Raw genomic sequence first — 21,487 nt, 5'->3', positions numbered from 1 at the left:
TTCTCGTAATTTCAATTTATTATAACACAGATGTTGTGAAAAATTTATAAGCAATTGACAGATTGATAAAAAGTTGATATTTTATAGTTAACACGTGTTAATAAAAGAAGAAGGAGAGGTAATGGTCAATTGCTTTATCAGGAGGGAAAAAAACTTTTTCGTCGGTTTGACAAAGAGCTTTTGTGTATTGAGGCTTATGGAGCAGATGGATTCCGGATCAGAGCAACACAGTTAAGACGTGATTCGGAGCAAAATCCCGCGGTTTGATGGCATTCATTTTCCTGCTGTCCCGCGGTCTGCAGACGGCAGTTGTTCTGTATGCGCCGGCACTTGCCCTGTCCCTGATCACAGGTACAGATCCTAAGGCGGCAATTTTGATTATGGGTGTGTTCTCTATTGTTTATACCGTGTTTGGCGGAATTGCAGCAGTTATCTGGACCGATGTAGCACAGATGTTTGTGATCTGGCTGGGTGTGATACTGGCAATACTGATTCCGATATTTACCGTGGATGGTGGCCTTGGAAGCATTATTTCATATGCAGTTTCCAATAATATGATCGTTGGACTGGACTTTACGCCTGGTATCAGTAATCCATATTCGTTCTGGGGCGGTCTTCTGGGTTCTGGTTTCCTGTATCTGACGTATCTGGGAACCGATCAGAGTCAGGTGCAGAGAGTTCTGACCGCAAAATCTCTGAGGGAAACAAAACTTTCTTTGTCGCTGGCCGGTTTTGTAGTACCGATTCAGACGCTGCTGTTCCTGATCTCAGGTATCTGTCTGTTTACTGCATTTGGCGGTCAGGCATTTGAAAATTCTGATTATGTCATGCTGACTTTCATTACCCAGTATCTTCCGGTTGGAATGGGAGGTCTGGTAACCGCCGGTGTGTTTGCTGCAGGTATGTCCAGTGTGGATTCTGCTTTGAATGCTCTGGCAACGGTAACTGTAAACGATTTCTATAAAAAATGTAAGCCGGAAGCCAGTGATGATCAGTGTTTAAAGGTATCAAAGCTTATGACCCTGTTCTGGGGCGTATTCGCTACGGTGTTTGCATTGTTTCTCGGCGGACTTGGTACGGTTCTGGATCTGATCAATGTAATCGGACCGATGTTCTATCCATGTATGCTCAGTGCATTTGCCCTGGCTGTTTTTTGTAAAAAAGGTAATGAAAAAGGCTGTATTGCAGCTATTATTACCGGCCTGGCAGTTGATCTGTATATGTGGAAATGTACTTCCATCGGTTCTCTGTGGTGGAGCTTTTTCGGGTTCCTTGTGGCTTTTGCAGTTGGATATGTGGTCAGTGTGTTGACAAACAAAGAAAAAGATCGGGAAATCAACGAAGATTTCTGCTATGAAACTGCCACAGGCAGTGATCTGACAATCAGCAATGTAGTGAAGCTGGCAGTTGCAGGCAAGATTGCAGAGAAAGATGAGGATGGCTATTATGTAGTTCCGGGTAAAATTGATAAGATCGGATATGCATTGCTCATATTCTTTGTGGTTCAGTGTGTGATCTTGGCATTTATTTAGAGAAAGGCGGATTCTTATGAACATGGAATGTCTGATTCAGACCAATGGAATTGCTCCGATGGAAATTCTGGCAAATTTTCTGAAAACTTTTGGGGCAGTGATGAAATACGGGCATACGACTCTCTATGAAGGAGACTGTTATTACATTCCCTATTATATGATGACTTATCAGGTAGAGGAAACTGGAGAAAGCTATGCTTTCCTGAACAGTCAGCTGAGTGAAGATATTTCCATGTTTCCCATGGGAGGAAGCGTGTCATTGAAGTTGGAACAGAAAGAGGTAGATGCATGTTTTCTGCTGAATGGGGAGAAAGAAGAATCCGAAGCCAGACAGCAGATCCGAAAGAAGCTGCAGATGAACAGGCAGCTTCGGAAGCTGTATTCCAGATATCACCTGATGGAGCAGTCCTGGAAGAAGGTTTATATCCAGGAACAGAGTTTCTACGCGAAAGGAAAGAGTGAATATCTGTTTCTGGTAGATGGATTTCTAGGAAAAGTGGATTTTAAACATCTGGGGGCAGTAGAACGAAGATTTGCTGAAAATTATATAAAAAATAAATGATGGAAAAACGAGAGGGGCTGTTGCAAAATAAATGAGTAATCTATGGAGCAGCAGCTTCTTTTTTGCCTAAAAACAGAAAAGCAGGCTCCGAAGAACCTGCCATTCATGGTATAATTTCTAAGGAAAGTATCACTTTCTAAGCAGTGAAAAAGAGCAGTTCTCGAATAAGCCAGAGCTGCTTTGAAAGTGATTCTTTCCAATTGTACCAAGTTGCGGAAGTTTAGCCAGTGTTTATATGGAGATAGTACTGTTTCGGTATTGCCGAAAATCGTATATTCATTCTAAAATCAGGTGAAAACCATGGAGATTTTGTTTACTTAAATGTTTTCGGGCATACTTCTAAGACCTCCCACTGACAGGTCTTGAAAAAACAATATAAAAATCAACAGAATTAGATTGGTGCATAACACCTTCCAAGCTGTCTCATGGAACTGCGTCCGCATTCCAGTTTTCCTTCCTCGTATAGAGAATTCAGGAGAGAATGATATATTCCTTTGAACTTATCGCGCAAGACATACCCAGGGATAAAAAAGTTTTTGGACGATTTTCTTATCTTTTGTACCTTTGTTAGACCGCCGCCAGATACGATGCAGTGGATGCACATGGTAGTCCAGTTCCTGATTCCAGGTATGAAGAACCTGAATAATCCCCGGTGTTGCTCCGAGATACTTCTTATCCGAAGATAACTTTTAGCCTGTCCATGTTTGCTTTGCTCCGGGCGCCCTGCGCCCTGCGCAACCCCGGCTTTTCCCGCCCCCATCCCACTCACGGACGGAACCACCTATGCCCCTCACCATATTCAAATCACCTTTTGATACCCCACCCTCAAATCGCCTGCTTCGCTTCCCTCTGTGAGGACAAGCGTGCCGCAGCAGATGTAGCCGCTTTTTGCCAGGGCGCGCTGCATGGCCTGATTGTCAGGATGGGTGTCGATGCGGATATTGCGGACGCCTGTTTTCAGGACATACTGTTCTGCTTCCGAGAACAGCCTGGCAGCCAGTCCGCGGCCTTTCATGGATTCTTCCACACATATCCGGTGGAATGCAAAGTAAGGCTCCTGGTTCAGCCAGGCTCCGTCTATGGAGGCATAGCTGGCTTCCGGTCCGGGGACAATGGTAATCATCCCAACGACCTGTCCCGTGTCCTCAAGCACATGAAGCTGGGACCGGAGGATGGAAGCCTCCATTACCTGGCGGTTGGGCTCCCCCTTCTGCCACTGGTCAATGTTCTTTGCTTTAAATGATTCCTTGGCCTGGTCCGACATGGCCACGAGCCTGTCCAGGTCTTCTGCGGTTGCTAAACCAGGGGCCGGGCCGCTATTGCATTTTAAACTCCGGCTGTTTATAATTGTGATATCATATGATTTCATACAGAGGAAAGGAGATTAAGCAAGATGAAAACAGCAATGACAAGGGAGACGGCCTTAGAGGCCCTGAAAAAATATAATAAGGAACCGTTCCACATCCTTCACGCCCTTACCGTGGAAGGCGTGATGCGTTGGTTTGCCCAGGACCAGGGATATGGGGAGGAGGAGGATTTTTGGGGAATCGCCGGCCTGCTGCACGATATTGACTTTGAGATGTATCCGGAGCAGCACTGCGGCAAGGCGCCGGAGCTTCTGAGGGAAGCAGGGGCGGAGGATGAGCTCATCCATGCCGTGTGCAGCCATGGATATGGTCTTGTCTCGGATGTGAAGCCGGAGCACCAGATGGAAAAGATACTGTTTGCGTCGGACGAGCTTACGGGCCTGATTGGGGCCGCGGCCAGGATGCGTCCGTCTGGGAGCGTCATGGACATGGAGGTGTCCAGTCTTAAGAAGAAGTTTAAGGACAAGCGCTTTGCTGCCGGATGTTCCAGGGATGTAATCAGAGAAGGGGCCGAGGGACTGGGCTGGAACCTGGAGGAGCTTATGGACAAGACTATCCGGGCCATGCGATCCTGCGAAGCCGCTGTCGGTGAAGAGATGAAAGCATACGAGGCATAACACCTGACTCACTGGCACCTGCACCTTCTGCGAAACCATGAGCCGGTGTATGGACATTCCCTGAGAAAAGGTCCGCCATAGAAAAACAAATGTCTCCTGTACGCAAATTTTTTCCTTTAAAAGTATTGACATACATAACAAAGTAGGGTATTATTTGCACTTGTAACGCCATACATATAAAGTGGCATTTATTTTATGAAATACGTTCCATATCCGGCGCATAGAATGAAACAAGGGAGATAGACAAGATGAAAAAAGTGGTGAAGTTCGGCGGAAGTTCATTGGCCAGTGCAAGACAGTTCAAGAAAGTAGCGGATATCATTAAATCTGATAAGTCCAGAAGGTATGTGGTCCCTTCCGCACCAGGCAAGCGAAGCGATAAGGATGAGAAGGTGACGGACCTGCTCTATGCCTGTTACGACGCAGTGGCAGAAGGAAGGTCCTATAAGAAAATCCTGGAAAAGATTAAGAGCAGATATATGGATATCATCGACGGCCTGGATTTAAACCTGAACCTGGACCACGAGTTTGACAGGATAGAGGAGAATTTTCTGGCAAAGGCGGGACGGGATTACGCAGCTTCCCGCGGGGAATACTTAAACGGCATCGTGGCAGCCAACTTCCTGGGATTTGAATTTGTGGATGCGGCGGAAGTCATCTTCTTTGACGAAAACGGAAATTTTGAGTCAGAGCACACCAACCGGGAGCTGTCTGAGCGCTTGGAGCATGTGGAGAAGGCTGTCATCCCTGGTTTTTATGGTTCCAAGCCGGACGGGACCATCAAAACATTTTCCAGAGGCGGTTCAGATGTCACCGGCTCCATCGTGGCCAAGGCCATCCACGCAGATATGTACGAGAACTGGACGGATGTGTCTGGTGTTCTGGTGACAGACCCCAGAATCGTGGAGAATCCGGAAGTCATTGAGACCATTACATACAAGGAACTGAGGGAACTTTCCTACATGGGAGCCAGCGTTCTTCACGAGGACGCCATTTTCCCGGTGCGCAAGGAAGGTATCCCCATCAATATCAGGAATACCAACCGGCCTGAGGACAAGGGAACTCTCATTGTGGAGAGTACCTGCCGCAAGCCGCGTTACACCATCACCGGAATTGCGGGCAAAAAGGGATTCTGCTCCATTAACATAGAGAAGGCCATGATGAATGCCGAGGTTGGGTTTGGGAGAAAGGTGCTCAGTGTGTTTGAGCAGTACGGCATCTCCTTTGAGCACATGCCCTCCGGCATCGACACCATGACCGTCTATGTGCACCAGTCGGAATTCGAGGAGTTTGAACAGTCCGTCATAGCCGGCATCCACAGGGCTGTGGAGCCGGACACCGTGGAACTGGAGTCAGATCTGGCTCTGATTGCAGTGGTGGGACGGGGCATGCGCTCCACCAGAGGAACAGCCGGACGCATCTTTTCAGCCCTGGCCCATGCAAGGGTCAATGTGAAGATGATCGACCAGGGCTCCAGTGAGTGGAACATCATTATCGGAGTGGAGAACGATGATTTTGAGACGGCAATCAGGGCCATCTATGATATATTTGTAACCACGGAACTGTAGGCAGTCTGGCTATTATACCGTTTGCAGGAAGCTTCGCGGGGGGATGATTCCCCGCGGGGCTTTTTCTGAGGTGAGGCAGAGCGGGCCGTCTGTGTCCCGGCCGTCTGTGCCCGGGCTTTCAGTGTTCAGGCTTCTCCGCCCAGCCTTCCCCGGCCTAATTTTTCATTTTATTATAGTTGAAAGTGTGATATACTGGATAAAATAGTAAACAGGAAGAGAAGGAGGGGAACATATGCTTGAAAAGATTGATTTAAGTAAAAAAGTTGACAAGAAAACTTACCGCAGGGTCATGGACGAGGCGGAGGAGAAGCTGGGGCTTTTGCAGAGGGAGTGTAAGGATGCGGGAATTCCGGTCATTCTGGTGTTCGAGGGAATGGGAGCTGCCGGCAAGGGAGTGCAGATTAACCGGCTCATACAGGCACTGGATCCCAGGGGCTTTGATGTCTATGCCTGCGACCGCCCCACGGAGGACGAGCAGATGCGGCCCTTCCTGTGGCGCTACTGGACAAAGACGCCTGCAAAGGGCAGGATCGCTGTCTTTGACCGTTCCTGGTACCGCAGTGTCCAGGTGGACCGTTTTGACGGCCTTACCCCGGAGGATAAGCTTGGGGATGCGTACCAGGATATCCTGTCCTTCGAGAAACAGCTGTGTGATGACGGCACTGTCATCATGAAGTTTTTCCTGTATATAGACAAGGATGAGCAGAAGAAGCGCTTTAAGAAGCTGGAGGGGTCCAAGGAGACCTCCTGGCGGGTGACAGACGAGGACTGGAACAGGAATAAGGATTTCGGCCGGTATCTGAAGATGAATGAGGAGATGCTGGAGAAAACAGATACAGACTATGCGCCCTGGGTCATCATAGAAGCAGTGGACAAGGATTATGCAGCCCTTAAAATTGCCAGCACGGTTATGGACCGCCTGGAATATGAGCTGGAGCATAGCAGGCCGGAAGAAGAAAGAACGGCGCAGGGGCAGGAAGCCAAGATCCGGGAGCGGTTTAAGAACGGCGTGCTCTCCGGCATCGACCTCTCAAAGAGCCTTACGGAGGAGGAGTATAAGACCCGTCTGAAAAAGCTTCAGAAGCGTCTGGCGGAGCTTCACAGCGAACTTTACCGTCTCAGGATTCCGGTAGTCATCGGTTTTGAGGGATGGGATGCCGGAGGCAAGGGCGGAGCCATCAAACGTCTGACCAGCAATCTGGACCCAAGAGGATACAGGGTAAATCCGACGGCGGCCCCCAATGACATTGAAAAGGTACACCACTATCTGTGGCGGTTTTGGAACAATGTGCCAAAGGCAGGCCATATCGCCGTCTTTGACCGCACCTGGTATGGAAGGGTCATGGTGGAGCGGATTGAAGGATTCTGTTCGGAAGCCCAGTGGAGGCGGGCCTACCAGGAAATCAACGAGATGGAATCCCATATGGCCAATGCCGGAGCAGTGGTTCTTAAATTCTGGCTCCACATTGACAAGGATGAGCAGGAGCGCAGGTTCAGGGAGCGCCAGGCCAATCCTGCCAAGCAGTGGAAGATTACGGACGAGGACTGGCGCAACCGTGAGAAATGGGACCAGTATGAGGAAGCGGTCAACGAGATGCTCATACGCACTTCCACCACCTACGCACCATGGATTGTGGTGGAGGGAAATGACAAACGATATGCCAGGGTAAAGGTCCTCCAGACCGTGGTGGATGCCCTGGAAAAGAAAATAAAGGAAGTAAAGACAGACAAATGAGTGAGACGAACCATGTAATTGTAATTGGCGCAGGGGCGGCCGGCATGCTGGCCGCCATAGCTGCAGCCGGTGAAGGCGCTGAGGTGGAGCTGTGGGAGCAGAACGAAAAGCCGGGCAAAAAGCTGTTTATCACAGGCAAGGGCCGGTGTAATGTGACCAATGCCTGCGATATGGAGGAGCTGCTCGGCTCCGTGGTAAGCAATTCCAAATTCCTGTACAGCAGTTTTTACGGTTTTACAAACCAGGACATGATGGATTTGCTGGAACAGGCAGGGCTTCGCCTGAAGGTGGAGCGGGGCAACCGGGTATTTCCTCAGTCCGACAAGTCGTCAGACGTCATCAGCACCCTGTCCGGCCTTATGAGACAGGCGGGAGTCAAGGTGCGCCTGAATCAGAAGGCGGACGGACTGGCGGTGGAGGACGGCGTGTGTAAAGGCGTACGGTACGGCGGCAGGATACAGGCAGCCGACCGCGTCATCGTGGCTACCGGCGGCCTGTCCTATCCCACCACCGGATCCACCGGGGACGGCCTAAAATGGGCCCTGGACAGCGGCCACAGACTTACGGAGCTGTCGCCCGCTCTGGTTCCCTTTGAGGTGAAGGAGACAGAGACCGTTAAGGAGCTGCAGGGCCTCTCGCTTAAAAATGTGGAGGCTGCTGTATATGACGGAAAAAGAGAGCTGTACCGGGAGTTTGGAGAAATGCTGTTCACCCATTTCGGGGTAAGCGGACCCGTACTCTTAAGCGCCAGCTCCTTCTGCGCCAGGGCCATAAGGAAGAAGCACCTGCGCCTGGTGATTGATTTGAAGCCGGCCTTGTCATGGGAACAGCTGGACGAGCGCATCCTCAGGGACTTTTCAGACAGCAGGAACAGGCAGTTTAAGAATGCCCTGAACCACCTCTATCCGGCAAAGCTGATTCCGGTTATCATTGCCCGCAGCGGCGTGGACCCGGATAAGAAGGTGAATGAGGTCACCAGGGAGGAACGGCGCGGACTGGCAGAGGCAACCAAGTCCCTGGAGTTTACCCTAACCGGACTCCGAGGCTATAAGGAAGCCATCATAACCCAGGGCGGTATATCCGTAAAGGATGTAAATCCCTCCACCATGGAGTCAAAGAAAGTCCGGGGCCTGTATTTTGCGGGGGAGATATTGGATCTGGACGCGGTGACAGGCGGCTTTAATCTTCAGATTGCATGGTCCACGGGCTGGGCGGCCGGAAAGGCTGCGGCGTCATAGCGCCGGAAACACAAGGGCTTCCTGGCACGGCAGAATACATGAGTACAATAAAATTACATGAACACAGGACAGGAGAGAATGCAACACATGGAGTATTTCAATATTGCCATTGATGGTCCGGCAGGCGCCGGTAAAAGCACCATCGCGAAGCTGGCTGCTGAAAAGCTGGGATTTGTATATGTGGATACGGGAGCCATGTACCGTTCCATGGCCCTGTATTTTATCAGGCAGGGCATATCGCCGGAGGATGAGGAGGCTATAGCCAGGGCCTGCTCTCAGGTGGAGGTCGCCATCCGCTATGCGGACGGAGCCCAGCAGGTCATTTTAAACGGGGAGGATGTATCAGGACTGATTCGTTCAGAGGAAGTGGGACGCATGGCGTCCGCCACGTCTGTGTACGGGCCTGTCAGGCAGAAACTGGTTCAGCTCCAGAAGCAGCTGGCCAGGGAAGCAGATGTAATCATGGACGGACGGGATATCGGCACCTGCGTGCTGCCGGACGCTCCGGCTAAGATTTACCTGACCGCCTCTGTGGAAACCCGCGCCAGACGTCGCTTCAGGGAACTGGAGGAAAGGGGGGAGGTCTGCGATATCAGGGAAATCGAGAAGGATATAGAGGAAAGGGACTACCGGGACATGCACCGGGAGAACTCGCCTTTAAGGCAGGCGGAAGACGCGGTGCTCCTGGATTCCTCCCACATGACCATCGGCCAGGTAGTGGATTCCATCATACGCATAGCCAGGGAGCGGGGGTATGAGAGATAGCCATGGACAGGAAAGTCACAGTAGCAAAGAGCGCCGGCTTCTGCTTTGGCGTGGAACGGGCAGTGGACCAGGTCTATGAACAGATCGAGGCCCTGAAGAGCAAAAAGACATCCGGTCCCATCTACACCTACGGCCCCATTATCCACAATGAGGAAGTGGTAAAGGATTTGTCGGATAAGGGTGTCATGGTTCTGGAGACAGAGGATGAGCTGAGGGCGCTTCCCAAAAACCAGGGAACGGTCATCATCCGGTCCCACGGCGTCAGCAGGCATGTGTATGAGATCCTGAAGGAGCGGAACGTGGCCGTGGTGGATGCCACCTGCCCCTTTGTGAAGAAAATACACCGAATTGTGGCGGAGCACTCCGCGGCCGGGGAGGCAGTGGTAATCATCGGAAGCCCGGACCATCCTGAGGTGGAAGGAATTAAGGGATGGGGGAATGAACATACTACGGTTATAAAGGATGGGGAGGGGGCGGATTACTACCGTCTGCCCGAGGGCCGAAAGTTATGTATCGTGTCCCAAACGACATTTAATCACAACAAATTTAAAGAATTAGTTGAAAAAATTTTAAAAAAGGGTTATGATAGTAGTGTTTTAAATACGATTTGCAATGCAACACAGGAAAGACAAGTGGAGGCAGCAAGAATTGCTTCGCAGGTGGACGCTATGATTGTGATTGGCGGCAGGCATTCTTCCAACACCCAGAAGCTTTACGAGATATGCCTCAAGGAGTGTAAAGACACCTTTTACATTCAGACACTCGGCGATTTAGATCCTGACAGTGTATCTTCTGTGCGCAGCGTAGGTATTACAGCTGGGGCATCCACCCCAAGAAAAATTATTGAGGAGGTTCATACCAGAATGGCAGAGCAGAGTTTTGCAGAGTTATTAAAGGAAGAGGAAGAATCAACCAAACCAATACGTACAGGAGAGATAGTCACCGGTCAGGTCATCGAAGTCAGCAAAGATGAGATAATACTGAGTATTGCAGGTAATAAGTCCGAGGGAGTTATCACACGTGACGAATACAGCAACGACAGCAACGTGGATTTGACCACAAAAGTACAGATTGGCGAAGAGATGGAGGCCAAGGTCATTAAGCTTAATGACGGCGTAGGCATGGTTTCCTTATCCTATAAGCGTATGGCAGCTGACAGAGGCAATAAGCGTCTGGAAGAGGCATTTGAGAACCAGGAGGTTCTGACAGCAAAGGTAGCACAGGTATTAGACGGCGGCTTAAGCGTTGAGGTTGAGGGCGCAAGGGTATTTATCCCGGCCAGCCTTGTATCTGACAGCTACGAGAAGGATCTGTCCAGGTATGCGGGACAGGATATTGATTTTGTTATCACAGAATTCAATCCTAAGAGAAGAAGAATCATCGGCGACAGGAAACAGCTTCTGGTTGCACAGAAGGCGAAGCTGAAAGAAGAACTGTTCGCAAGAATCCAGCCAGGCGATACGGTTGACGGAACAGTTAAGAACGTAACTGACTTTGGCGCGTTTATTGATTTGGGCGGCGCAGACGGACTTCTTCATATTTCCGAGATGAGCTGGGGCCGTGTTGAGAATCCTAAGAAGGTATTCAGGGCAGGGGATCAGGTAAGGGTACTGATTAAGGATATCCAGGGAGAGAAGATTGCCCTGAGCCTTAAGTTCCCTGAGGCTAATCCATGGGTTAACGCAGCTGACAAGTATGCGGTTGGCAACGTGGTATACGGCCGTGTGGCACGCATGACTGATTTCGGCGCGTTTGTTGAGCTGGAGCCAGGTGTGGACGCACTGCTTCACGTATCCCAGATTTCCAGGGAGCATGTTGAAAAGCCTGCTGATGTTTTAAGGATTGGCCAGGAGATCGAGGCTAAGGTAGTGGACTTTAACGAGGCTGACCACAAAATCAGCTTAAGCATCAAGGCTATGCTGGCGCCTGCAGCACAGGACGCTGACGTGGCTGACGTGGACATCGATGCCATGTCACAGTACACAGAAGAATAATAAGAATTGGATTCATGAGGACTGGTTATGGGCTTTGGCCCATAGCCAGTTTTTAGGTTTGCCGGGAGAAGCTACTTCATGGCAGGGTTCAGAAGCAGGGATGCCTCGAAAATCCCGTTACTGTAATCGAATTTCAATATGCCGTGATACCGTTCCACCAGATACCGCACAGAGGTGGTGCCGGTTCCCATATCCTCCCGTTTGGATGAGAGGAAACGTCCGTCCTTCATCCGTATGTGATGGGAATAGGTGTTCTGTATGGAAAGGGCGATCATGGATTCGCCGGCCTGACCGATGTTGATGGTGATGGAGGGCGTTCCCTGAGTCTGCCTTTGACATGCCTCCACCGCGTTGGAGAGAAGGTTGCCCAGGATGGTGCAGAAGTCTATCTCCGGGACAGGAAGGCTCTGAGGCAGGGAGATGGAGGAGTTCACCGCGATTCCCTGGGTCTGGGCAGTCTGTATGTAGTAATTGAGCAGCGCATTGGAGGAAGGGTTCTGACAGTACCGGGTGGTTTTCAGAGTCGCGTAGGAGCCCAGATAGTCATTGATATACTCCAGGGCAAAGTCTGTCTCCTCCTGCTCCAACAGTCCCTTGATTGTGATGAGATGATGGCGGTAATCATGGCGGGCCTTCTTGAATTGTTCCAGATTATACTGGAGCGTGGCCATCTGGGATTTCTGTACGCTGGCCAGCAGCCGGATGGTCCGGTACTGCTCCTTGACCGCGTAGCTTTCAGCCAGCCGGGACAGAATCCTCAGACTCACATAGTGGACCGTGTAGATACAGGCAAACCAGCAGACAGCAAAAAAAGCCATGTCAGGATGGTGCTGGAGCATGCGGGAAGGGGACAGGGAGCGGATTGCCAGCCGGAACATGATGAAAAAGAGCACCGGAATGGCAGCCAGATAGTTCCAGACCGGAAGAAGCCTTGTGTATTCCACTGCCTTGTTCAGATATTTGTGCAGAATATAATAGGCTGCCCAGACCATGAGAAACAGAAAAATAAGATTGCCCAGCAATTCATCCCTGGTTATAAGGAAACTGCTCTCATAAAGGGAGACCGAAGCATTGGACAGGTCCGCGCAGTACGCGGCGGTATCCGTGAAGTTCTTAAAAAGGAAAAGGGAATAGATGTTCACAGGCCAGTCCGTCCGCACCATCCATTTACAGACCAATATGTTGGTCGTCATGGTGGTACAGGCCCACGCCATCTCCAGCCAGGGCCGGTTCAGGAAATGCCGGAAGCATGTCAAGCCCAATAGGCATACAAAAAACAGGTATCCCATAAGAATACCTGCGGTTTTTGACATGGTATACCGCCACTCCCCGCGGAATACCGCCAAAAAGGGAACGATGATGAATATGATTTTAGCCAAAATCACACATATCAGCTGTATCTGTGCAAAGTTCATCAGATGCCTCCATTTAGTTTGGAGAACTGGTAATCTGCATACTGCTGATGAATCTGCGACCGCATGGTCCTGGTAATAGGCAGATGTTCTCCGGTTGTCAAAATGAACTCTGATTTCTCCATGGAGAATACCTTGTCCATGTTGATGATGCAATTCCGGTAGCAGCATATAAACTGGGAGTAGATAAGGAGCATGCCGGAAAACTCTTCAAACCGCATATAAGTGCGGACCGTCTTGTCCGGAAGATGGATTTGTATGTAGTGGTTTGAATAATCTGTGTAAAGGATGGAGTCAATGGGAATCTTAAGCATAATGCGGCTTTCCTTTACCTCTATATAATGACTCTGCTTCCTGCGGGACACAGACATAAAATACTCCATGGTCTGACAGAGCTTCTCATAGCGGATGGGCTTTATCATGTAATCCAGGGCCCGGACCTCATAACCCTTCAGGGCAAAATCCGTACTGCTGGTGGTGAACACGATGGTACAGAAATCATCATCCTTACGGACCCTTTCAGCGATTCGGATGCCGGAAGTCTCATTGCGGAGAAAAATATCTATGAATATAAGGTCAAAGCTGCCTCTTTGCCAGCAGCGAAGGAAGTCGGCGGCGGTATTGAAGATGGTCGTCTGCTGGCAGGTATGTGTGTCAGAACAATAGGCGGATATAAAGCCGGCTAACTGACGAGCCTCATCTATCGAGTCGTCGATGACTGCAATGTTCACGGTGCCCTTCCTTTCTTTCGTATATCAACAGGGTAACAAAAGCCATACAAATTATCCTGTGACGGTACGCTATGAAACAATCCATATAGGTTCAGTATAATATACAACAATTTAAATTGCAAGGGCAATTGGAATAAGTTGTAAGAACGGTATAGGCAGGCCCCTGCCTGGGTATAATCCATTTGTACTTATTTTGTATCAGCAAGAAAGGAGCAAGAACCTGCATGGGAAAGTCTAAAAAGAATGAGGCATTTGATCCCCATAACCTGAGTGCCCAGGACCAGCTTAAGTTTGAGATTGCCCAGGAACTGGGGCTGGACGCAAAGGTCATGGAGGGCGGATGGAGAAGCCTGACAGCCAAGGAAAGCGGCAAGATAGGGGGGCTTATCACAAAGCGCAAACGGGAACTTAAGAAAGAGGCATTGCAGCAGGAATGATTTTCCGATATACTGTTTTATATCTTTAATCAGGAATGATACAAAGGAGACGGGAATGAAGATAGGAATGATCTGTTTTACGGCGAGAGGCGCCGGAATATGCCGCCTGCTGTGCGGCCGGTTCAGGGATACGGGAACTGAGTGCCGGGGATATGTGCCGCGGCGCTTCTGGAAGCCGGAATGGGAGGCGGAGGGAATCCTGCCTCAGGACAGGTCCCTTTCGGAATGGACCGGATCCATGTTTGGACAGAAGAGGGCGCTGGTATTCATCGGTGCAGCCGGTATTGCGGTCAGGGCCATTGCGCCCTATGTCCGGGATAAGATGACAGACCCTCCTGTGGTGGCGGCTGATGAGGCGGGACATTTCTGCATTCCCCTGTTGTCAGGCCATGTGGGGGGAGCCAATGAGCTGGCTGAAAGAATGGCGGGCTGGCTTAATGGCATACCGGTCATAACCACGGCAACAGATGTCAACGGTGTGTTTGCAGTGGATGTCTTCGCGGCCCGAAACGGTCTTTGCATCACAGACAGAAAAGAGGCCAAAGAGATTTCCGCCTGGCTGCTGGATGGCGGGGAGGTGGGCTTTTTCTGCGATTCGGAGTGCCATGGGGCGGAGGGCGCCAGGGACATATGCAGGCATAATATATGCATGAATAGGGTGTGCGGGCATAACATATGGATTACATTCCGAAACAGTGAAAGACCCTCCTTCCTCCGCCTGGTTCCAAAGATGGTTGTGGTGGGCGTGGGCTGCAGGAAGGGAACACAGCCGGATGTCCTGGAACGCCGCGTTCTGGAAGCGCTGGAGGACAGCGGTATTGACCCGGCGGCGGTAAAGGCACTGTCCACCATTGATATTAAGGCCGGGGAGGCAGCTGTGTCGCAATTGGCCGGCAGGTACGGGTGGGAGCTCCGCACATTTACAGCCGGGGAACTGCTGGCTGTAAAAGGAGAGTTTGAGGAATCCGAGTTTGTAAGAACCGCGGTGGGCGTGGGCAATGTCTGCGAAAGGTCCTGCACAGCCGGGGGAGGAATCCTTCTGATACATAAGCGGGCCGGAGAAGGAGTGACGGTGGCGGCGGCCATAGAGCCGGTCGCAAGAGCCGGTCACAGCCAGTAACAGCCAATCACAGCCAGTAACAGCCAGTCACAGGTAAATTAGACATTGAGAAATGCAGTCGGATATGATATACTTTTCCATAGTTTAAGTCAGATGTTGGACAGCGGGTGAGACTATGGGAGATTCGTACATCTATAAGAATCAGAAAAAATTGAGATGGGGATACACCACAGGTACTTGTGCGGCAGCGGCTTCCTTGGCAGCTGCCGTTATGTTGTTGCAGGGCAGGAGAATGGAGCAGGTATCCCTGACAACGCCAAAGGGAATCCGTTTGGACCTGGAGGTGGAGGAGATGGATCCGGGTGAAAACAGCGTATCCTGCGGCGTCAGAAAGGATGCAGGCGACGACCCGGATGTGACGGACGGGCTTATGGTGTATTCACAGATCCGGCTGCCGGATGCGGACAGCGGCGATGCTGGCTGTGCCGGTGGGGATTATGTGTATGAAAAAGACGGATTACGGCTGTATTTATCCGGAGGTGTGGGAGTGGGAAGGGTAACTCAGTGCGGTTTGAGCTGTGAAGTGGGAAAGGCTGCCATTAACCCGGTTCCCAGGAAGATGATATTTGAACAGGTGGCCGGTGTGTGCCGGGAATCCGGTTTTAAAGGTGTGCTTTCCATTGAAATCCGTGTACCGGGAGCGTTTGAGGTAGCGCATAGGACATTTAACAGCCGTCTGGGAATCCGGGGAGGCATATCCATACTGGGGACCAGCGGAATAGTGGAGCCCATGAGCGAGACAGCGCTTCTTGACACCATACGGCTGGAGCTGAGGCAGAGGATCCGCAAGGGGGAGAAGAACCTTTTGGTGACACCGGGAAATTACGGTGAGAGCTTTGTGGGCAATGTACTTGGACTTGGCCTGGGACAGGCTGTGAAATGCAGCAACTTCATAGGCAGTACCATTGACATGGCGGTGGAAGAAGGGGCGGAGTCCATACTGCTCATAGGCCATGGCGGTAAGCTGATCAAACTGGCAGCAGGTATCATGAATACCCATTCCTCCTGGGCGGACGGGAGAATGGAAATCCTGGCAGCCCACGGAGCTGCCTGCGGCGCAAAAAGGGAGCTGGTGGAACAGATTCTGGAAGCAGTGACCGTGGACGAGGGGCTGCGCCTCCTGGAGACAGAGGATGGCCTGCGTGAACAGGTGATGAAGCGGGTGATGGGGCGGCTGGAACAGCATGTGAAACGGCGGGCCGGTGAAGGTCTGAGGGCAGAGGCCATTGTATTTACCAATGAACGCGGAATACTGGGCGCGACCACCGGAGCAGATGATTTGCTTATGTACTTTACGGACAGAATGAGGAACAGATGAAAGGCGGAATAAGATGATACATATAGTAGGAGCAGGTCCAGGTGCGGTTGATTTGATTACGGTCAGGGGGCAGAGACTCTTGTCGGAGGCAGATGTGGTTATATACGCGGGTTCCCTGGTCAGCCGGGAGCTTTTGGACTGGGCCAGGCAGGATGCCAGGATTTATGACAGCGCCACCATGGACCTGGAGCAGGTCCTGGAAGTGATGGAACAGGCGGAACGGGACGGTCTTACCACGGTGCGCCTTCACACCGGAGATCCCTGCCTCTACGGTGCCATACGGGAACAGATGGACGGTCTGGACGCCAGGGGGATAGGATATGATATATGTCCCGGAGTCAGCTCCTTCTGCGGAGCCGCGGCGGCGCTTGGGATGGAATATACCCTGCCCGGCATCAGCCAGAGCGTAGTCATAACCAGGATGGCCGGAAGGACTCCTGTGCCGGACCGGGAATCCATAGGGAAATTTGCCGCCCACGGCAGCACCATGGTGATATTCCTCAGCGCCGGAATGACGGGGGAACTGTCAGAGGAGCTGATGAAGGGCGGATATCCGGGGGATACGCCCGCAGCCATTGTATATAAGGCAACCTGGCCGGACGAGAAGGTGGTCCGGTGTACGCTAGCCGCCTTAAAGGAGACGGCAGACAGGGAAGGAATCCATAAAACCGCGCTTATTGTGGTGGGAAATACCGTGTCCCAGACCGGCTATGAGCGATCAAAGCTTTACGACCCTGCCTTTACCACCGGATTCCGTGTGGGCCGTGAAGATGCCCGGGGGAAACACAAGCCCGGAACACTCTATGTGGTGGGAATGGGACCAGGAGAAAAAAAGCAGATGACGGGACAGGCCCTGGAAGTGATGGAGCAGTGCCAGGTCATAGCCGGTTACACGGTCTATGTGGACCTGGTAAGGGGATTGTTCCCCCATAAGGAATTCCTGACCACTGCCATGACCAGGGAAGAGGAACGGTGCCGGAAGGCCTTTGATTGCTGTATGGAGGGAAAGAATACAGCCATGATATGCAGCGGGGACGCAGGGGTTTATGGAATGGCGGGCCTCATACTGGAACTGGCAGAGCAGTATCCAGGTGTCAGCGTCAGGACCGTGCCGGGAATCACCGCTGCCTGCGCGGGGGCGGCGGTTCTGGGAGCCCCGCTGATGCACGATTTTGCCGTCATAAGCTTAAGCGACCGGCTTACGCCCCTGGAAGTCATATGGAACCGGGTGGAGGCCGCGGCCCAGGCGGATTTTGTCATATGTCTGTACAACCCGGCCAGCAGGGGACGGCCTGACTATTTCCGGCAGGCATGCAGCCGTATTCTCAAGTACAGGCCGGGGCATACCGTGTGCGGGCTGGCTGTGAACATCGGCAGGGAAGGGGAAGGGATGGAGGTCCTTGCCCTGGAGGACCTGAAGGAACGCCGGGTGGACATGTTCACCACGGTTTACATCGGCAATTCCCATACCAGGCAGATTGGCCCCTATATGGTCACGCCGAGAGGTTACCGGTATGAAGGAAATTAAGAAGAATATCGTACTGTTTGCCGGGACCACGGAGGGGAGGCTGCTGGCCGAATACCTTCAGGAGCTTAACCAGCCCTTTGTAATCTGTGTGGCTACCGGGTATGGAAGGGATTTGCTGGAGGATATATGCAGGCCGGACCATGCCGGATGCATGGAGATACGCCAGGGGCGTCTGGATGTCACGGAAATGGAGCAGATGTTTGATGAGCTGCGGCCGGGATTTGTCATTGACGCCACCCATCCATATGCGGTGGAAGTAACCCGAAACATAAGGATTGCCTGTTCCGGAAGAAAGGGACTGCGGCTTATAAGGTGCCTGCGCGAGCCGGGGATCGGGGACAGCCGGCCGGGGGCGGGGGTAGTCCATATGCCGGATGTGGAGACGGCAGTCACATGGCTGTCCTCTGTGACGGGAAATATTCTGGTGACAACAGGCAGCAAGGAGCTGAGCTCGTACACAAGGATAAGGGATTATGAGCAGAGAATTTATGCCAGGGTCCTGCCCTCGGAGGAGGCCGTGGCCCGGTGCAGGAGTCTGGGATTTGAGGGCCGCCATATCATCGCCATGCAGGGACCTTTTTCAGAGGAAATGAATCTGGCACAGCTCAGGGAATACGGATGCGCTTATCTGGTGACCAAGGACGGCGGCGCGGCCGGAGGCTTTTCGGAAAAGATAAAGGCAGCGCGCAGGGCCGGCGCTGCGGCAGTGGTGATTGACCGGCCGGGCAGCGGGGAAGGCATATCCTTAGATGAGATAAAGGGACAGCTGAAGGAGTGGATGGACCATGAAAAGAAAGGAAGCATATATGGATGATTTAAGGCCAATCGTATATCTGGTGGGCATAGGAATGGGGGGAGAGGACCAGCTGACGGGCCGGGCAATGGATTGCCTGGAGGCGGCCCAGGTGGTGATGGGTGCGGACCGGATGCTGGACAGCGTCAGCGCGTACACCGATAAGAAGCGGATATTTTCAGCCTATAAGCCAAGTGAGATGGTTCAGTGGCTGGGCAGCTTCCGGTGGGATGAGGCAGCTCTGGTGCTGTCGGGAGACACCGGCTTTTACAGCGGGGCTGAGGCGGCGGCCAAGGCATTTGTGCGTGAAGGATGGGACGTGGAATTTGTGCCGGGTGTGTCCAGCCTGTCCTATTTCTGCGCCAGGCTGGGAAAGAGCTGGCAGAATGTCCATCCGGTCAGCAGCCATGGACGGGACTGCGATGTGGTTGCCCATATCCGCAGCTTTAGGAGCTGTTTTATCCTGCTGGGCGGAGCCGGCAGCGTGCCGGATTTGTGCCGTCAGCTGGTCAGCAGCGGAATGAGCAACGTGACCATATGGGCCGGAGAAAATTTTTCATATGAGGATGAACGCATTGCCTGGGAAATGACTCCTGCCGAGCTTCTGATGGAGGATGAGCGCCTTCCCTTTGGCAGCCTGGCCTGTGTTCTGGTGGAGAATACAGAGGCGGCGGAAGGACAGCTTTATCCCCAGCCCGGTCCCGGGGATGACGACTATATCCGTGGGCAGGTGCCTATGACAAAAAAGGAGGTACGGAGGATATCCCTGGAGAAGCTGTGTATCGGCGCCCAGGCCGTGTGCTATGATATCGGGGCCGGCACCGGCTCCGTGGCGGTAGAAATGGGAATGGAGATTCGCAAGCGGGGCGGAAGCGGCCAGGTGTATGCCATTGAGCGGAACCGGCAAGCCCTGCAGCTGATTGAATCCAACTGCCAGAAGTTCCACGGAAGCTGGATGGGATTTCACATTGTGGAAGGCGAAGCGCCTGAGGCCATGGAGGGACTGGAGCCGCCCACCCACGCGTTCATCGGCGGAAGCGGAGGCCATATGCGTGAAATCGTGGCAGCCCTTCTTGACGCCAATCCCCATGTGAGAATCGTGGCCAATGCCATTACACTGGAGACAGTGGGCGAGATTCTGGCATGTATGAAGGAATTTGAATTCGCCACAGGAGAGATAACCCAGATATGGGCGGCTCCTGTGGATACGGTGGGAAGCTATCATATGCCAAAGGCGCAGAACCCGGTATATGTGGCCGTCATGCAGGACCCAAAGGACGACGGGGGAGAGATACAATGGCAGGAGTTATGATAGCGGCTCCTGGAAGCGGAAGCGGCAAGACCATGGTAACCTGCGGCCTGCTGACCCTTCTTAAGAGAAAGGGATATAATCCGGCTGCATTTAAGTGCGGACCGGACTATATTGACGGCCTGTTCCACCGCAGGGTGCTGGGAGTGGAAAATGAAAACCTGGACAGTTTCTTTGAGACCGGGACACATATGAGACAGAAGCTGTCCCGGAGGATGAAAGACCATTTTGTGGTGGCGGAAGGGGTCATGGGATATTTTGACGGTCTGGGGGGCGTGTCCCTTCGGGGGAGTTCCTTTGAGATTGGAAATATTCTTGGACTTCCGGCTATTCTGGTGGTGGATGGAAGAGGAGCCAGCTTATCGCTGATGGCTTTGATTCAGGGATTTTTGGAGTATGATGTGACGGCGGATGCAAAAAATGAGAAAAAAACTCGTGAGAAAAAAACTTGCGAGAAAAAAACTCGCAACATAAGGGGCATCTTTTTCAACCGTATGTCCTCCATGATATATAACCGTCTAAAACCCATGGTGGAGGAACGGTTTCAGATTCCGGTCATAGGATATCTGCCTGAACTGAAATTCCTTCAGGTGGGAAGCCGTCATCTGGGACTGGTGCTTCCGGACGAGATAGATGAAATCAGGGGACAGCTGGAACAGCTGGCAGACCAGATGGATGACAATTTGGAGTGGGAATCGCTTTTGAGGATTGCCGCTGCCGCGGACGGCTGTGACAGGGAGGCGCCGGTCCGGCCGGAGGCAGGAATGGCACCACATTTTCGTCTGGGGATTGCCAGGGATGAGGCTTTTTGTTTTTATTATGAGGATAATCTAAGGGCTATGGAACAGGCCGGAGCCGAGCTTGTATATTTTAGTCCGCTCCATCAGAAGGAACTGCCTAAGAGACTGGACGGGCTGATTCTGGGGGGAGGTTATCCTGAAAACCATGGGGAGGCCCTGGCAGCCAACGGAACCATGCGGGATTCGGTGGCTGCAGCAGCCGGTTCCGGGATGCCCATTCTGGCAGAGTGCGGCGGATACCTCTATCTGCTGGACCGTCTGGAGGGGGCTGACGGAACGGATTATCCCATGGCAGGTGTTTTGAGGGGCCATGGATACAGGGCCGGAAAAACCGGCAGGTTTGGATACATAACCCTGCGGCCCAATCGCAGCCTTCCCTTTCTTCAGGAGGGGGCAGAGATAAAAGGCCATGAATTTCATTACTGGGACTGCGGGTGCGGGGAGGATGAATTTTGCATGACGGCGGTCAAGCCAAACGGCGGCCGTTACTGGTCCTGCATGAGAACGGTGAAACGGGTGATGGCCGGATTCCCCCACCTCTATTATCCTTCCTGCCCCGAACTGGTTCAAAGCTTTGCCGGACAGTGCGTGGTATATGGAAAGGAACGAGACAAGGAATAAGGCAAGGAATAAGATGAAGAACAAGACGGAAAGGAACATG

At 52.1% G+C, this 21,487-nt stretch carries 18 protein-coding genes and 1 pseudogene; 15 read left to right on the top strand and 4 right to left on the bottom strand.

The genetic code is table 11. From position 1 onward, the window contains the following. Window positions 1–263: 263 nt before the first annotated feature. On the top strand, window positions 264–1,532 hold the full coding sequence (locus LA360_RS06120; protein WP_138262384.1) for a sodium:solute symporter family transporter: 1,269 nt from the start codon (window positions 264–266) through the stop codon (window positions 1,530–1,532). 16 nt (window positions 1,533–1,548) lie between these two features. After that, window positions 1,549–2,094 carry a hypothetical protein gene (locus tag LA360_RS06115; RefSeq protein WP_057572663.1) on the top strand — a complete coding sequence of 182 codons (546 nt, stop codon included), beginning with the start codon at window positions 1,549–1,551 and terminating at the stop codon, window positions 2,092–2,094. A gap of 445 nt (window positions 2,095–2,539) precedes the next feature. On the opposite strand, the pseudogene LA360_RS31075 reads toward LA360_RS06115, so the two are convergent. Next, window positions 2,540–2,783: pseudogene (locus LA360_RS31075) on the bottom strand (transposase); the annotation flags it as partial. Between the two features lie 110 nt (window positions 2,784–2,893). Beyond that, complete coding sequence (locus tag LA360_RS06105) at window positions 2,894–3,358, bottom strand: GNAT family N-acetyltransferase (RefSeq protein ID WP_022202905.1); 465 nt, start codon at window positions 3,356–3,358, stop codon at window positions 2,894–2,896. Between the two features lie 129 nt (window positions 3,359–3,487). On the opposite strand from LA360_RS06105, the gene LA360_RS06100 reads away from it, so the two are divergent. The 6 genes from LA360_RS06100 (at window position 3,488) to LA360_RS06075 (ending at window position 11,378) form a co-directional block, all read left to right on the top strand. After that, window positions 3,488–4,078 (top strand): hypothetical protein, encoded by a 591-nt coding sequence (locus LA360_RS06100; protein ID WP_022202904.1) that lies wholly within the window; start codon window positions 3,488–3,490, stop codon window positions 4,076–4,078. 248 nt (window positions 4,079–4,326) lie between these two features. Next, a complete protein-coding gene (locus tag LA360_RS06095; protein ID WP_022202903.1) occupies window positions 4,327–5,646 on the top strand; it encodes an aspartate kinase in 1,320 nt (439 codons plus the stop codon). A 232-nt stretch (window positions 5,647–5,878) separates the two neighbouring features. Further along, complete coding sequence (pap, locus tag LA360_RS06090) at window positions 5,879–7,381, top strand: polyphosphate:AMP phosphotransferase (protein WP_022202902.1); 1,503 nt, start codon at window positions 5,879–5,881, stop codon at window positions 7,379–7,381. Beyond that, window positions 7,378–8,619 carry a BaiN/RdsA family NAD(P)/FAD-dependent oxidoreductase gene (locus LA360_RS06085; protein ID WP_089776040.1) on the top strand — a complete coding sequence of 414 codons (1,242 nt, stop codon included), beginning with the start codon at window positions 7,378–7,380 and terminating at the stop codon, window positions 8,617–8,619. Before pap ends, LA360_RS06085 begins: the two co-directional genes overlap by 4 nt. A gap of 87 nt (window positions 8,620–8,706) precedes the next feature. Beyond that, entirely contained in the window at window positions 8,707–9,384 is a 678-nt protein-coding gene (gene cmk / locus LA360_RS06080; RefSeq protein WP_057572659.1) for a (d)CMP kinase, read from the top strand. Between the two features lie 2 nt (window positions 9,385–9,386). After that, entirely contained in the window at window positions 9,387–11,378 is a 1,992-nt protein-coding gene (locus LA360_RS06075) for a bifunctional 4-hydroxy-3-methylbut-2-enyl diphosphate reductase/30S ribosomal protein S1 (protein ID WP_022202899.1), read from the top strand. A gap of 71 nt (window positions 11,379–11,449) precedes the next feature. Here the strand turns inward: LA360_RS06075 and LA360_RS06070 are convergent, their stop codons facing one another. After that, on the bottom strand, window positions 11,450–12,793 hold the full coding sequence (locus tag LA360_RS06070; protein ID WP_112482784.1) for a sensor histidine kinase: 1,344 nt from the start codon (window positions 12,791–12,793) through the stop codon (window positions 11,450–11,452). Beyond that, window positions 12,793–13,521, bottom strand: coding sequence for a LytR/AlgR family response regulator transcription factor (locus LA360_RS29940; RefSeq protein ID WP_022202897.1), 729 nt, complete (start codon window positions 13,519–13,521; stop codon window positions 12,793–12,795). The genes LA360_RS06070 and LA360_RS29940 overlap by 1 nt, the downstream gene beginning before the upstream one ends. A 224-nt stretch (window positions 13,522–13,745) precedes the next feature. On the opposite strand from LA360_RS29940, the gene LA360_RS06060 reads away from it, so the two are divergent. The 7 genes from LA360_RS06060 to LA360_RS06030 all read left to right on the top strand — a co-directional run bounded on the left by LA360_RS06060 (window position 13,746) and on the right by LA360_RS06030 (window position 21,447). Further along, window positions 13,746–13,958, top strand: a complete 213-nt coding sequence (locus LA360_RS06060) for an alpha/beta-type small acid-soluble spore protein (protein WP_002567278.1) — start codon at window positions 13,746–13,748, stop codon at window positions 13,956–13,958. A gap of 55 nt (window positions 13,959–14,013) precedes the next feature. Further along, entirely contained in the window at window positions 14,014–15,078 is a 1,065-nt protein-coding gene (locus LA360_RS06055) for a cobalt-precorrin 5A hydrolase (protein ID WP_022202896.1), read from the top strand. A 115-nt stretch (window positions 15,079–15,193) separates the two neighbouring features. Then, window positions 15,194–16,396 (top strand): cobalt-precorrin-5B (C(1))-methyltransferase CbiD, encoded by a 1,203-nt coding sequence (cbiD, locus tag LA360_RS06050; RefSeq protein WP_022202895.1) that lies wholly within the window; start codon window positions 15,194–15,196, stop codon window positions 16,394–16,396. 13 nt (window positions 16,397–16,409) lie between these two features. Next, complete coding sequence (gene cobM / locus LA360_RS06045) at window positions 16,410–17,924, top strand: precorrin-4 C(11)-methyltransferase (RefSeq protein WP_022202894.1); 1,515 nt, start codon at window positions 16,410–16,412, stop codon at window positions 17,922–17,924. Next, on the top strand, window positions 17,911–18,738 hold the full coding sequence (gene cobK / locus LA360_RS06040; protein ID WP_022202893.1) for a precorrin-6A reductase: 828 nt from the start codon (window positions 17,911–17,913) through the stop codon (window positions 18,736–18,738). Before cobM ends, cobK begins: the two co-directional genes overlap by 14 nt. Continuing rightward, window positions 18,710–20,029 (top strand): precorrin-6y C5,15-methyltransferase (decarboxylating) subunit CbiE, encoded by a 1,320-nt coding sequence (cbiE, locus tag LA360_RS06035; RefSeq protein ID WP_022202892.1) that lies wholly within the window; start codon window positions 18,710–18,712, stop codon window positions 20,027–20,029. Before cobK ends, cbiE begins: the two co-directional genes overlap by 29 nt. Beyond that, on the top strand, window positions 20,014–21,447 hold the full coding sequence (locus LA360_RS06030; RefSeq protein ID WP_089775521.1) for a cobyrinate/hydrogenobyrinate a,c-diamide synthase: 1,434 nt from the start codon (window positions 20,014–20,016) through the stop codon (window positions 21,445–21,447). Before cbiE ends, LA360_RS06030 begins: the two co-directional genes overlap by 16 nt. Window positions 21,448–21,487 lie beyond the last annotated feature (40 nt).

The sequence above is a fragment of the Enterocloster clostridioformis genome, assembly GCF_020297485.1.
GTDB classification, from domain to species: Bacteria; Bacillota; Clostridia; order Lachnospirales; family Lachnospiraceae; genus Enterocloster; species Enterocloster clostridioformis.
This window is presented reverse-complemented; position numbering and strand designations above follow the sequence as displayed.

What these genes read in the sequence shown, in the direction of transcription:
- cbiD (WP_022202895.1), top strand. Translation starts at nt 15,194, where the DNA reads ATGGGAGATTCGTACATCTATAAGAATCAGAAAAAATTGAGATGGGGA.
- LA360_RS06100 (WP_022202904.1), top strand. Translation starts at nt 3,488, where the DNA reads ATGAAAACAGCAATGACAAGGGAGACGGCCTTAGAGGCCCTGAAAAAA.
- LA360_RS06095 (WP_022202903.1), top strand. Translation starts at nt 4,327, where the DNA reads ATGAAAAAAGTGGTGAAGTTCGGCGGAAGTTCATTGGCCAGTGCAAGA.
- LA360_RS06115 (WP_057572663.1), top strand. Translation starts at nt 1,549, where the DNA reads ATGAACATGGAATGTCTGATTCAGACCAATGGAATTGCTCCGATGGAA.
- LA360_RS06085 (WP_089776040.1), top strand. Translation starts at nt 7,378, where the DNA reads ATGAGTGAGACGAACCATGTAATTGTAATTGGCGCAGGGGCGGCCGGC.
- LA360_RS06105 (WP_022202905.1), bottom strand. Translation starts at nt 3,358, where the DNA reads ATGTCGGACCAGGCCAAGGAATCATTTAAAGCAAAGAACATTGACCAG.
- pap (WP_022202902.1), top strand. Translation starts at nt 5,879, where the DNA reads ATGCTTGAAAAGATTGATTTAAGTAAAAAAGTTGACAAGAAAACTTAC.
- cobK (WP_022202893.1), top strand. Translation starts at nt 17,911, where the DNA reads ATGAAGGAAATTAAGAAGAATATCGTACTGTTTGCCGGGACCACGGAG.
- cmk (WP_057572659.1), top strand. Translation starts at nt 8,707, where the DNA reads ATGGAGTATTTCAATATTGCCATTGATGGTCCGGCAGGCGCCGGTAAA.
- LA360_RS06055 (WP_022202896.1), top strand. Translation starts at nt 14,014, where the DNA reads ATGAAGATAGGAATGATCTGTTTTACGGCGAGAGGCGCCGGAATATGC.
- LA360_RS06030 (WP_089775521.1), top strand. Translation starts at nt 20,014, where the DNA reads ATGGCAGGAGTTATGATAGCGGCTCCTGGAAGCGGAAGCGGCAAGACC.
- cobM (WP_022202894.1), top strand. Translation starts at nt 16,410, where the DNA reads ATGATACATATAGTAGGAGCAGGTCCAGGTGCGGTTGATTTGATTACG.
- LA360_RS06060 (WP_002567278.1), top strand. Translation starts at nt 13,746, where the DNA reads ATGGGAAAGTCTAAAAAGAATGAGGCATTTGATCCCCATAACCTGAGT.
- LA360_RS06075 (WP_022202899.1), top strand. Translation starts at nt 9,387, where the DNA reads ATGGACAGGAAAGTCACAGTAGCAAAGAGCGCCGGCTTCTGCTTTGGC.
- cbiE (WP_022202892.1), top strand. Translation starts at nt 18,710, where the DNA reads ATGAAAAGAAAGGAAGCATATATGGATGATTTAAGGCCAATCGTATAT.
- LA360_RS06070 (WP_112482784.1), bottom strand. Translation starts at nt 12,793, where the DNA reads ATGAACTTTGCACAGATACAGCTGATATGTGTGATTTTGGCTAAAATC.